At 41.5% G+C, this 12,830-nt stretch carries 13 protein-coding genes and 1 riboswitch; of the genes, 2 read left to right on the top strand and 11 right to left on the bottom strand.

Translation table 11 applies throughout. The features are described from left to right. Positions 1–25 precede the first annotated feature (25 nt). On the bottom strand, positions 26–829 hold the full coding sequence (locus tag EL210_RS06765) for a DUF4738 domain-containing protein (protein ID WP_025879823.1): 804 nt from the start codon (positions 827–829) through the stop codon (positions 26–28). Next, positions 829–1,377 carry a dTDP-4-dehydrorhamnose 3,5-epimerase gene (rfbC, locus tag EL210_RS06760; RefSeq protein WP_018920848.1) on the bottom strand — a complete coding sequence of 183 codons (549 nt, stop codon included), beginning with the start codon at positions 1,375–1,377 and terminating at the stop codon, positions 829–831. The genes EL210_RS06765 and rfbC overlap by 1 nt, the downstream gene beginning before the upstream one ends. 145 nt (positions 1,378–1,522) lie before the next feature. Here rfbC and EL210_RS06755 point away from each other — a divergent pair, with 145 nt between their 5' ends. Next, positions 1,523–2,575 (top strand): HU domain-containing protein, encoded by a 1,053-nt coding sequence (locus tag EL210_RS06755; RefSeq protein ID WP_018920847.1) that lies wholly within the window; start codon positions 1,523–1,525, stop codon positions 2,573–2,575. A 21-nt stretch (positions 2,576–2,596) separates the two neighbouring features. Then, positions 2,597–3,121: an FHA domain-containing protein gene (locus EL210_RS06750; protein ID WP_018920846.1), complete on the top strand. Its 525-nt coding sequence runs from the start codon at positions 2,597–2,599 to the stop codon at positions 3,119–3,121. Positions 3,122–3,289: 168 nt separating this feature from the next. On the opposite strand, the gene EL210_RS06745 is transcribed toward EL210_RS06750, so the two are convergent. The 9 genes from EL210_RS06745 to EL210_RS06705 all read right to left on the bottom strand — a co-directional run bounded on the left by EL210_RS06745 (position 3,290) and on the right by EL210_RS06705 (position 12,789). Then, a complete protein-coding gene (locus EL210_RS06745) occupies positions 3,290–4,768 on the bottom strand; it encodes a Do family serine endopeptidase (protein ID WP_004370988.1) in 1,479 nt (492 codons plus the stop codon). 482 nt (positions 4,769–5,250) lie between these two features. After that, positions 5,251–5,748, bottom strand: coding sequence for a cob(I)yrinic acid a,c-diamide adenosyltransferase (locus EL210_RS06740; RefSeq protein WP_018920845.1), 498 nt, complete (start codon positions 5,746–5,748; stop codon positions 5,251–5,253). A 3-nt stretch (positions 5,749–5,751) separates the two neighbouring features. Continuing rightward, a complete protein-coding gene (locus EL210_RS06735; RefSeq protein ID WP_025879822.1) occupies positions 5,752–6,789 on the bottom strand; it encodes an iron ABC transporter permease in 1,038 nt (345 codons plus the stop codon). Between the two features lie 14 nt (positions 6,790–6,803). Then, positions 6,804–7,967 (bottom strand): ABC transporter substrate-binding protein, encoded by a 1,164-nt coding sequence (locus EL210_RS06730; RefSeq protein ID WP_018920843.1) that lies wholly within the window; start codon positions 7,965–7,967, stop codon positions 6,804–6,806. Further along, complete coding sequence (locus EL210_RS06725; protein ID WP_018920842.1) at positions 7,968–9,083, bottom strand: YncE family protein; 1,116 nt, start codon at positions 9,081–9,083, stop codon at positions 7,968–7,970. A gap of 10 nt (positions 9,084–9,093) precedes the next feature. Continuing rightward, complete coding sequence (locus EL210_RS06720) at positions 9,094–11,094, bottom strand: TonB-dependent receptor plug domain-containing protein (protein ID WP_018920841.1); 2,001 nt, start codon at positions 11,092–11,094, stop codon at positions 9,094–9,096. A gap of 49 nt (positions 11,095–11,143) precedes the next feature. Beyond that, positions 11,144–11,331, bottom strand: a riboswitch (cobalamin riboswitch). A 158-nt stretch (positions 11,332–11,489) separates the two neighbouring features. Continuing rightward, positions 11,490–11,651: a homocysteine S-methyltransferase family protein gene (locus EL210_RS13790; RefSeq protein WP_232000297.1), complete on the bottom strand. Its 162-nt coding sequence runs from the start codon at positions 11,649–11,651 to the stop codon at positions 11,490–11,492. A gap of 156 nt (positions 11,652–11,807) precedes the next feature. After that, positions 11,808–12,287 carry an SsrA-binding protein SmpB gene (smpB, locus tag EL210_RS06710; RefSeq protein ID WP_004376052.1) on the bottom strand — a complete coding sequence of 160 codons (480 nt, stop codon included), beginning with the start codon at positions 12,285–12,287 and terminating at the stop codon, positions 11,808–11,810. Next, positions 12,280–12,789 (bottom strand): DMP19 family protein, encoded by a 510-nt coding sequence (locus tag EL210_RS06705; RefSeq protein WP_018920840.1) that lies wholly within the window; start codon positions 12,787–12,789, stop codon positions 12,280–12,282. Before EL210_RS06705 ends, smpB begins: the two co-directional genes overlap by 8 nt. Positions 12,790–12,830 lie beyond the last annotated feature (41 nt).

The following is a 12,830-nucleotide window of genomic DNA, read 5'->3' as shown; positions in this document are numbered from 1 at the left end:
AGCATAATAATGTGCGTATGAAAAGCTATACTGTCAAACTCATCTTACCATTAAACCCGATAATAATGGTTATTTGATAACTTGTAGGACTATCCGGCACACAAACATTGGCACGGAAATGGAAACCAGCTGTATTGGTTTCTGTATAGATAATATCACTCAGAATACTCTGGCTCAACACACCTGAAGGTACCTGACGCTTGAAATCATTCTTTCGAAAGTCGCGACTGAAAACTTGTGTACCGCCACGAAACAGGCTCAAATGGATGATATTATCAAAATAAACATTATCCACCTCAACTCCATTGTCATTATAAGTCTGCTTAGCTACCTTGTAAGTAGTGGGGTTCACCTGTATATACCAATGATAATGCTCGTTTCCATAGATAACAACCGAGTCACGTTTGATAAGTTTATTCTGGTTCAGAGCCACGGGGCGAGACTCTCCAAAAAACGCAAGATATGAACGATCAGTTGTTTTTACACACTTAACAATATCGCCATTCTGGTTTTTGAAGATAAAAAGATGAGGTGCTTGCTTAACTATCAGATACTTGGCTGTATTCGAACTATGAAGCACAAGCGTGTCTTTGAATATCTGGAAGTAAACAGGCTGCGACGTACTGTCCGGATAGAAAATAGTATCACCGACAACACGAAAGGCTGGATTGTCCTCGTCTTCATTCAACCAAACTCCCTGGAGCATTTTCTTTGCTACCTGATCTTCAGAAGAAGCCAAAGATATTCCATGCTTTCGGTTACTGCATGCCATAAGAAGACAACTGACAGCAAACAGCAGAAAAGCGTATCTAAAAATATTTTTGCTCATCAATCAAACAATTCTGCATCTTTCAATGACGATGCCTTGAGATCCTTTTCTGATGTAAGCACATCTTTTGTTTCTATTGGCCATTCTATGTGAATATCTTCATCATTCCAGCGAATACTGGCCTCATGCTGAGGAGCATAGACATTATCAACCTTGTAAGTGAAAATGGCTTCTTCACTCAAAACAAGAAAACCATGGGCAAAACCACGAGGAATAAAGAACTGACGCTTGTTTTCATCTGACAGTTCTACCATAACATACTTACCGAAAGTGGGGCTGCTCTTACGGATATCAACAGCTACATCAAGCACCTTACCCTTGATGACACGTACCAATTTAGCCTGTGAATACTCGCCTTTCTGATAATGCAAGCCACGCAACACGCCATAAGAAGACTTAGACTCGTTGTCTTGAATGAAATTAATCTTTCCTACATACCGTTGGAATTCTTCATTTTTCCACGCTTCAAAAAAATAGCCACGAGCATCATTAAAAACATGCGGTTCGATGATATAAACACCTTTAATTTCCGTTTGCTTATACTCCATTTTCTAATAAGAATTTGTTCTTTCTTTGGCACAAAGATACGACTTTTATAATAGTCTGCAAAATAAAAAGCACAAATAAATTTTTCTTGATGATTTTTCATCACAACACTTTGAAACCTAAAATAAAAGTACTAAATTTGCAAACGTGATAGAGTTAGAAAGACATATAGAAATACTTTTGCTCACAAATGACTGTGTCATAATCCCTGCTTTCGGTGGATTTATGGCACATTATACGGCTGCGCGTTTTGACGAGAGAGACTTTTCGTTTCTTCCGCCAACACGAACTGTCGGCTTTAATCCCCTTCTTAAAATCAACGATTCTCTTCTTGCACAATCCTATGTTGAGGCTTACGATATCAGTTATCCAGAAGCATTGTGTCGCATAGAGCAGGAAACAGAAGAAATGAAGCAAATACTTGAGAGAGAAGGTAAATACGAGTTGAAAGACTTAGGCACTCTATTTATCAATGATGAGGGGCACTATACTTTCGAACCTTGTGAAGCCGGACTCCTCACTCCTGCCCTTTATGGACTTAGTTGCTTTGAATTCAAACGATTAGATGCTGTGGAAACGTTTGAAACCGAACAGGAGGTGAACATTGTAGCGCCGCAACCAAAAGCACAGCTCTTAGATTTCAACACAACCGCCAATGGCGAAGAAAAAGAAGAAGAGGCTTATACTATTCGCCGAAGCGTAGTAAGAAACATCGCCATTGCATGTATTGCCATATTGGTATTCTTGTTGTTACCCTCGTCTTTGGGTAATGGAGACATAGCAACTATGACTGGAAACAAAATCGATACAGACTTTCTTACATATATCATGCCCAAGGATGTGACTATAGGAAATGCGACAACTCATATCACAAAAGATATAACTAAGAAAGCCGTTGAAACTGTACAACAAAAGCAGACTGCAGACAATAACAAGATAAAAGCAGACCTCATTCCGGCAGCCGCACCCAAGAACTACTACTGCATTGTGCTGGCCAGCAGAGTTACTCGCAAGAATGCAAAGCTTTTTGTGCGTGAGCTTCATCGTAAAGGTTACACAGAAGCAGGCGTGCTTACACAGAACAACCGCACAAAAGTCATTTATGGAGAATATGCTTCAGAACGAGAGGCACGCAATATTGTCAATAAACTCAACAACAAAGCGGAGTTTGCTGATTGTTGGGTGATGCATATTAAATAAACTACTTTCAGCCTTTTATTTATGAAACGTGTACGTTGCCCGAAATGTGATAACTACATTACATTTGATGAAACCAAATATCAGACAGGCCAATCCCTGATTTTTGAATGCCCGGAATGTGGCAAGAACTTTGGCATCCGCATGGGAGTATCTAAACTTCGCAACGCTCAAAAGGATGAACAACTAAATGAATTAGCCAACGAGAAAGGTTGCGGCTCTATTGTTGTCATTGAGAACGTGTTTCATTATAAACAGGTAATTCCCCTGCAAATGGGTGATAATGTCATTGGCCGCTACATGAAAGGAAGTGATATCAACTGTCCTATCGAAACCAATGATCCCAGCATTGACATGACACATTGCATCATTAATGTCAGTCGCAACAAAGAAGGTAATCTCAAATATGTGCTGCGTGACGGGCCAAGCTATACAGGAACCTTTGTCGACAACGAAATCTTAGGCAATCGTGAGCGCAGAGTCATCGCAGATGGCAGCCTTTTTACCATTGGCGCCACAAGCATCATCCTTCGCATAACAGAAGAATAAAACCATCAGCTCCATTTTCTTTTCTATTGGAAATGATATTAGATGTGCAGACAAAGGCAATCCTTTCAAGCACCATTCCTTATACATTCCGACACTACAAGGTTTATTGTACACCAAAAAGAAAAAGGAACGAGTATTGCTACCCGCCCCTTCTGTCAAATAATGTCTTTATTCTGAGACCTTGACCACCTTATAATCACGCTTCCCAGAAGGCCAAACTCCCTTGACAATCAGCACAGGATCCTTGCTGGTTGAAGCACTCTTAACAAGTTCCTGAAGGTCTGAAATACTCTTAAGAGGTGTGTCATTAGCATATTGCATGATGAAACCTTGTTCGATACCTCCATCTTTAATAGCACCTTTTCCAACCTTTGTCACCTCAAGACCAAAGCTCAAATCAAACTCCTTCTTCTGCTGTTCTGTAACAGGACGGAAGCTTGCACCAAGCACATCAAGGTCTGCCGTTTTAATCACTTTCGTGTTGCCTTGTGCATTCATCAAGGTCACTGTCTTCGACCGTTTTGATTTATTGTGGAGATAAGTCAACGTTACTTTCTCGCCAGGACGCTTCTTCGACAACAACTCCTGAAGCTCAGACATCTTGGTTATCTTCTTGCCATCAGCCTCCGTTATCACATCACCTTTAACGATACCAGCTGCAGATGCAGAGCTTCCATCAGAGACTTCAGCAACATAAACACCCTCGTTGGTACCCAAATCAACCTCTTTATTTGCATCTTTCTGTGCATTGATATAGTTCAATACGTCACCACCTCGAATACCAAGAACAGCACGTTGAACTGTACCATACTGCTTTAAATCACTTACAACCTTATTCATGATAGTCGTTGGAATGGCAAAACCATAACCACTATAAGAGCCTGTTTGTGAATAAAGCATGGCATTTATGCCTACAAGTTCACCCTTGGCGTTTACCAATGCACCCCCGGAGTTTCCAGGATTAATAGCTGCATCAGTCTGAATGAAGCTGGAAATCTGAGGGCCATTAGAGCCTTCTCCGCCCATTGAACGCGCCTTGGCACTGACAATTCCGGCGGTTACCGTTGAACTTAGGTTATAGGGATTACCCACAGCAAGCACCCATTCACCAACCTTTAGATTGTCACTGTCACCTATAGGTAAAGTTGGAAGGTTCTTTCCATTAATCTTGATGAGTGCAAGATCCGTATTGGGATCTGTTCCAATAATGCGGGCAGAGAACTCCCGATTGTCGTTCAAAGTCACCGTTAACTCGTCTGCACCATTCACAACATGATTGTTAGTGACAATATAACCATCAGGACTTATAATCACTCCACTGCCGGTTGCCTCCCTCTTTGGTGTTTGCACCTTGCGCTTCTGCTTGCCGTTTCCTTGGTCAGGATAACCAAAGAAGCCGAAAGGTCCAAAGAAGTCACTGAACGGGTCATCCTCCATCTCTACAGTTTGAACCTTAGAATTCTGTACATATTTAATATGAACAACCGCAGGAAGTGCCTTCTCTGCAGCATAAGTCAAGTCAACAGGTTGGCCGGAAACCACTGCTTCTGTCGCCGGTGCAGCGTTCACCTTAATGAAAGCTCCTGTAGAAAGGGCAAGTGCACCTACGCACATTGCACCCAAAACATACTTACCAAACATTCTCATACTTATCTTTTTTAGTTTACGTTCTATACTTATGAATACTCTTTCTTATTCAAAACTGATTACAAATATATAAGTAAAATCAGCAATATCAGCGGAAACTCTTAATTCTTTATCCGAATTTAACACTTCAATTTAACACTTTAACGGCTCTTAAACGACTCTTTTTTTATTTTTACACTTATTAATCAGCAGCATTAAACTTGGCATCATCATCAAACCAGCAAGTCATATTAAGTTGTTCTATGTATTCTTAATATACTTTGAAAGATGAAAGTCGACGAGCAATCAACATTTCCCTGTCGGATTATTAAAATGTAAACGTATAATTGACTGATACATAATGACTTGCAAAGTGACGCAGATGAGGCGGTAAAGTGACGCAGATGACCATGTCATTTGATGCAGATTACAGCGTGACTTGACGCAGATTGCAACGCAATCCAATAGGCATTGTTCTGCAAAATGATTTCACAAAAACATCATCAGACGCATAAAGCCAATACAAACAGATAATCACTCAGTCGGTTCATCAGTTTCATCACCGTTTCATCTAAAGGATAATCACGATGAAGTGTCCACATTCTTCGTTCACATGTACGGGCCTTTGCACGGGCATATTGCAAGTGAGCAGCCAACAACGAACCACCCGGAACAACGAAAGAAAAGCGTTCTCTACTCGTTTCGGCATCAATAAAATGCTCTAAACTTGTAATCATTTCAGACAAAGAAGCATCTTCACGCAAATGCTCTTGCCCGTTATCAGCGATTTGCCCCATGATTTTCATTAAAAGTTTCTGTATGTTTTGCAATCGCAAAGCATCCGGATGATTTGGCTTCATCAAGGCCACAACAATGCCTAATAAAGCATTCAACTCATCAAGTTGCCCATTGGTTTCTATTCGGATATCATCCTTGGCAACACGTTCTCCATGCAGCAAAGACGTCATCCCTTTATCTCCGCCTTTTGTATAGATTTTCATAACTCATCTTTTTTTGGTGATAACATAGATAATTATAGGTGCTCCCAACAAAGGAGTCACTGCATTCAACGGAATGACTCCCCTCTCACCGGGCAGGAAGCACAGCAAGTTACAGAGCAATGCAACTGCAGCTCCTGTAAGAATAGTTGCAGGTAAAAGCCAATGGTGATTGTCGGTGCACAGCAACAAGCGTGCAATATGCGGCACTGCTAACCCAATAAAAGCTACAGGACCACAGAAAGCAGTAGTGATTGCAGTCAGAATTCCCGTCACAACAAGCAGAAAGTTACGTGTCCGTTGCGTGTTAATGCCAAGGTTTTCGGCATACTGTTCTCCTAAAAGTAAGGCATTCAAAGGCTTCATCATCAAAAGAGAAGCTGTCAGACCTAAGATGACAACCGAGGCAAAAAGAGGCATGTGAGCCATGGAAACACCGCCAAAATTCCCTAATCCCCACACTAAATAGGATTTCACTCCCTCCTCTGTTGCAAAGAAATTCAATATGGAGATTGCCGAATTAGACAGATAACCTATCATAATTCCTATGATAAGAAGCATCACACTGCTTCTGACCATTGATGAAAAGAAAAAGAGCAGCAGAGTAACTACCATGGCTCCAATGAATGCAGACAGCAGAATAGCCATAAAACCACTCATCGAAAAGGCTGCTGTTGTTACGCTTCCCCCCATCAACAGCATGACCAAAGCCACACCTAATCCTGCTCCACTGTTGATACCAAAGATGCCGGGACCGGCCAAAGGATTGCGAAAAGCAGTCTGTAACAACAGGCCACATACAGCCAAGGAAGCACCCGACAGAAGCGCAGTCAAGGCTTGTGGAAGTCTCGAATCCATGATAATGAAGTGCCATGAAGGATGAGATGCCTGCAAAGACATGGCTCCATCACTACTCAAAAACGGGAAAAGAAATTGCACAGTCGCCGCTATGGGTATCTTTACACTGCCCACAATCAGGTTTAATGCGAATAAAATCACAATCCCCGCACACATCAACATGCAATATCTTATACCTTTAGACATCTTTTCTCTACAGTCTATTTTAATCGCTCATAATAGTACATAGGAGCAAAACCGGCAATATCAGGGTGAACAATTTGGATGATGTCACTCAACAATCTGTCTGGATGAAAGCTTACTTCTTCAAAATATGGCCTGCGTGTACAGTCACAAGCAAAGACATTTTGAGTCTGGAAAGCCTTAAACTGGCGATAACCGACATATTCATCTGACAATTCCTGTAATGTAGCCGGATGCTCATTGTACTTGAACAGCCATACATCACTTGAACCAGCCCTATCCAAAACCGTTTCAAAAGGCAGGGCGAGACTCCCCGCCTGCGTGTCATTGGCAAATGCATAATGTGCCCCTGCATCATGTAACAGACTCCCAATCACGCTACGCCCCCCAGGGACATACCACACACTTCCGGTCTTCTTTTCTGTGAGAACAGATAGAGCCATCTTCGCTTTACGGGCTTTTTGCTTCAGTTTTTCATAACTGTCTTTCACCTCATTATATAAGGTAAAGGCTTCTTCCTCACGCCCATAAAGCAGTCCATAGAACTTCATCCACTCGGCTCTTCCTAAAGCAGAAGTCTCCATATAGTCAGCAGTTTCAATGATTGGAATATGAATACTCTCTAATTTTCCATATCCTCCACTGTTTTCAAAAGGTGAAATCAGCATCACTTCTGGCTTTAAATCGATAATCTTCTCTATATCTGCACCCATGCTATTCCCACAATCAACGATGTAACGAGCATCTGTTGGTTTCATCCGTGCACGCTTCTGCACATCCGGAATAGAAATATATTGCAGATCACAGACGCCATTAATAGCTTCATCTGCCTTAAGCTCATAAAGCAATGCACAATATACCGTCGAAAATACTACCGATTTTCTGACGGGCGTTCTGACTATCGTTGCCGCCTGACCAACCAAGGAGGGAAGCGCTTTGCATACCCTGTCGCCGGCTTTCCCTTTTGGAACAAGCACATAAGTATGCAGCGTTTTACCCTGCTTCCACGGATTTGTCAGTTTGACAACAGTATAGCCTTTATATTTGACAATCGTCAGATGACGGGCATTATCCAAGTAAACGGTGTCTCCACCACCTGTTCCCTGCCCTATTTGGGAATGGGAACAAGAAGTGAAAACACCGATAATCAGTATTAAAAAAGCTATGAAACTCTTTTTCATTTACTTCCAATTAATCTTGGTATTAAAGAAGATTGCACAAGGGCCTACACCTATCTTGGCTGAATGAAGCTCCTTTCCGCTTGCATCAAACTCCTTGAGATAGCCTGCTGTTGCATAGCTTGCATAACCTCCAACCTTCTCATAGAAAGATAAAAATAAGCGACCTGTCACGGGATCTGCAGCGATATAAGAAGGTGAGAACTTCGTTTCATCATAGCTATACTTCATGGAAGATGTTGTATGATTAGAGGTATTGTATTTACTATAGCTTACAGAAGCAGCTCCAGAAGGTGCATTTACCGTATAGAATACACCGTTATAATAAGTTGCACTCGTTGCATTGGCTACAACATCTTCAGCTATATCCTTTCCATTCTTTACCTTGAGAACTTTCAATCCGGCACCTATTTGCTTCCAATTTTCATCATAACCACCCCAATCTAATATGTAAAATCCTGTTCTGTCAATAAAAATAGCCTGTGGATTCTTACTTCCTTCAACCTTGTGTTCTGTTACTTTGTCTGTAGCCAAATTGATTTCAGAGATAGAACCGTTGCCCTTACTGTAATCACTATTTGCAACATAGAGTCTTCCATTAGCCACTGTGAGCCCTTCCGGATAGGAACCCACCTTGTAGCTCTTGCGTAACGCGAACGTCGTTGTATCTATGGCTGCAACATATCCACCGTATGTCGTCACCCAAACAGCACCATAAGAAGCAATGATATGGCGTGGACTTTTCCCCTCTTCTTTGCCTAACAAATCTGTCGTTTTTATCTGTTTAATAGACTTTTGGTTCTTGTCTACCACCTCGATAGTATTTTCACCATCAACGACATAATAGATCTTACTGCCATAGCAGACTCCATCATTAGGCGTACTACCCAATCCACGCCCATTCGCCTGACTGAAAGCGTTGTTTGAGATGCTATTCTTTGAATAATCCCAATAGCTCACTGAGCCAGGAATTTTCTTTCCTATGTTTCCCGAACACATAACAAATGCACCTTCAGTCGTTGGCACAGGACGTAGCTGTGGAGTATCATCATCATCACACGACGTAAATAAAACTACACCCATCAACAGGGCAGATAAACTTAATAAAATCTTTTTCATATCTTACTTATTAGAATTTATAATTAATTGCAAACTGATAACTGATGCCGGGCATAGGATAATTACCAACAATTTCATATTGCTGATCCAACAAATTCTTGATATCTCCACGCAATAACACCTGCCCACGACATAACTGAAAAGCACGACTGAGCGTAAGCCCCATATCCCAATACCCCTTTAATTGAGTTCCCTCATAATGCGAATTGGTTGCCCACCTACTGCTACATCCTTCTCCATGAACAACAACATCTATCCAAGGATTTCCCCATTTCAAAGATGTCGATAGGGTATGCAGAGGAAGATAGGCGATTTGTTTGCCATAATCAGGCAATAATTTGTCAGTACGATTGCTCACACGTTGATAACTATAACTGCCAACAAAGCCGAGATGATGTTTTGCATTCATACGATAATCACCCCGCAACGATAGTTCGTAGCCCTTGGCATCCACCTTTCCAACATTCACATTGGTCCAAACAAACATGTTATAAGGCACTGCAACTATCTTATCTTTCACATGATTGAGATAGCCATCAAGTGTCATTTGCATGTTTAATCTGTTCCATAACATGCTTTGCCACGTCAGACCAAGATTAAATTGATCGGTAAGTTCGGGTTGCAAGTTGGTGCTTCCATAATGAAAGAAATAGCTTTCATTGAAAGTAGGAGCACGGAAAATGTTCTTATATGAGGCTCTTATATAAAGTTGTTCTGAAGAAAATGGCTGGTAGGATATTGATAAAGAAGGAGAAAACCTACGCAAATTCTTCGCATGTTCGCCTCTTTTTGCACTGTTCAAATAAAGAGAATATAAAGTACGTCCCAACAAAACAAGATGCGGGACGGTATATTTTACAGACAAAGTCTGCAAGAATGTATGTCGAAATGGACGTACATCAGTATCCAAACTGCTGTTGAGACTGTTGAAGATATAGTCACCTGCATAAGATACTGACACCTTATCGGAAGGACAGAACAACAGAGTTAATGAACCATATGCCTCACGTTGCCAATAGTCTGCATCCATCACGGCATTTGGATAATACTTATCCCGGTAGCTTGAACTGCTCCAATTAAACTTACCCTTTGCCTTCCAACTCCACAATTCATCAGAAGTATGCTGCTGCCACCCTATCTGTGCAAAGGCGTTACGGTCATGTAACGACTCCCCATTAATCTTGTTATAAAGCTTAACGATACCAGGCAAAAGACGATCATTATCATAATAATAGACTTTTCCCTCCACCTTGCCGTTTCTACCCATTTGAACATAAACATTCAATTCCCCGTGTCCACTGTTCATACGACTGTTATTACGATGTTCACGCGTCTTGTAAATACCATTACGCAGCACAAAAGGATAGTTGTTCTCGGCATAGATATATTCTCCATTAGCTGATAACGTCACCCCTTTACTAATCGACTGAAGATAATAGATGAAAGGACTGATGTAGCCAAACGAGCCAAACTTGAGTTGAGTTGTCATGTGAACACGTCGATCCTGTGGCAGTTCTTTCAGCGTTTCTATGGAAAATACCGCTGCAGAAGCAGCCTCACGAGCCGAAATAAACACATCACTGTTTCCACCTACTGCCAAATTCAACGATGCAACATTATCCAAAGCGTAGCGCGAAACATCTACAGCTCCACTCTGAATATCACTCAAGAGAATACCGTCATAGCTTACTCCTGTATGCTGAGCACCAAAACCTCGCACGCCGATTGTCTTCACACCACCAGCTCCTCCGTAATCACGTAGGTTCACTCCAGGCATACGATGCAAGGCATCAGCAATGTCTGTGATGCCCATATTGAGTATATCCCGGCGATTGACTACACTTACAGGCACAACATCAACAAGCCCGCGACGTCCACGTATGCCATGTACATCGACCTCTTTTAAGTCGTATACACGTACACTATCCACAGACTGTTGGGCTGCAAGCGGGCTACAGGCCATCAAATGAAAGCATAATCCTATTGCAATCTTCTGTCTGCGACGTTTCATTCTCAAATAAACTATAAACAATACTTGGCCTACTCTCCTCGAAGCAACCAAACATAAACTCGCAATGGCAGGTCTTCTGACTATGCGACTCACGAAAGAAAACCTTCCCAACACTAATGGTCAGTGGTATATTTCCCTTTCAACAACATCGCTCACAGCAGCGGGACTGTCAAGGAATTCCACCTTGTTCCCTTTTTAATCAATCACTAATATGAACCAATTGCAAGCGCGAATTTACTACAAAAATAGCAATTAGACAAGAAAAGAAGACTTATTAACTGAAAGTTTCTTCTTTATTTTACAATATTACCCCACTATAAATTACTTTGATAAAAGGCTTTCCTGACATACTTCCAACAAATCAAAACCATCCAATCACAAGCTATTTAGCCTCTTCATCGGCTGATGAGGACGCTTGCCTTTAACCTGTTTGCACAGCAACGAACGAGTTTATCGGTTGTTCCACAATAGCCTCCGACGATATTTACCAATCCTTCAGTCATGAATTCTGCAAGCTGTGACGACATACTTTCAGCCGTTTCATCATACAGCCCCATTGCATTTAGAAGTCCGGTATTAGGATAAACTGAAATGTAATTAAGGTGTTTTCCCGACCAACTCTTTCAGATAAGGTTTCATATGGCATGCCCCAAATGAACAATTCAGACCAACAGAGGAAACAGGATAGCTGCTAATGGCACTTCCGGCAACTGTCAGAAATGCTTCAATGCGCGATCCATTTCCCGTTTGTCTTGCTTCTCCCGTAAGGTCTGACGCTTATCAAACTCCTTCTTTCCTCGTGCTAATGCAATGTCTATCTTAGCCCTTCCATGACGATCAATAAATAATAATGTAGGCACAATCGTAAAGCCAACCTGCTTGGAATCCTCTTCCAACCTGTGGAGTTCGCGCTTCGTCAGCAAGAGTTTACGGTCACGTTTCGCCACATGATTACTGTAAGAGCCATAGAAATAAGGGCTGATGTTCATGCCCTTCACCCAAAGTTCACCTTTATACAGCACGCAGAAAGAGTCTACCAAAGAAGCTTTTCCATTGCGAATACTCTTGATTTCAGTTCCCGTCAACACGATACCTGCCGTATAGGTATCAACAAAGAAATATTCAAATGAGGCTTTCTTGTTCCTTATCTGGACAGGACTTTTCCGCCTGATTTCCTGTTCTTCTTTATTCATTTTCTATCGTTGCAAAATTTTCAATGTGCTCATCAATGTAATGAGCAATCTTACTTGTGAACATCTCTTCATTTTCAATGAAAGCATCATCAAAATCATCAAACTCCGCAAATTGCTCAAACAAGGCCATGAACTCATCATCAGTGCAGTCGCGCTCTATGGCTTCATGATGTTTCGAATAGAGAGGATGACTCTTTCTGATAAGTCTGTAGAGCTCGTGAATGCCCCATTCACGAAAGGCTTTTGCCGTTGGGTTCTTATAGATAAAAGCACCATATCCATTGTGAATGAGCTGCACAAAGCCACCAGACATCACTTCTTCGTGCAAATAATGATAGGCCAACAACGTTATCTGATCAGCATTCAGCTCAGCCATATTGTCGCTGTTGAGACTGCCATTGACAGCCTCTGATATCGCATCGACAAACACTTTGACAAATTCATCCATGCCTTCAGCAGCAGCTTTCTGCAACATTTGGTCTTTGATTTTTACCTCTTTCATAAAAAGATTTGTTTATTGCAAAAGTAGCAAAATAATATGAA

This window comes from Segatella oris, from assembly GCF_900637655.1.
Classification (GTDB): Bacteria; Bacteroidota; Bacteroidia; order Bacteroidales; family Bacteroidaceae; genus Prevotella; species Prevotella oris.
Note: the sequence above shows the minus strand (reverse complement) of the source record. Positions and strands in the feature narration are given on the sequence as shown.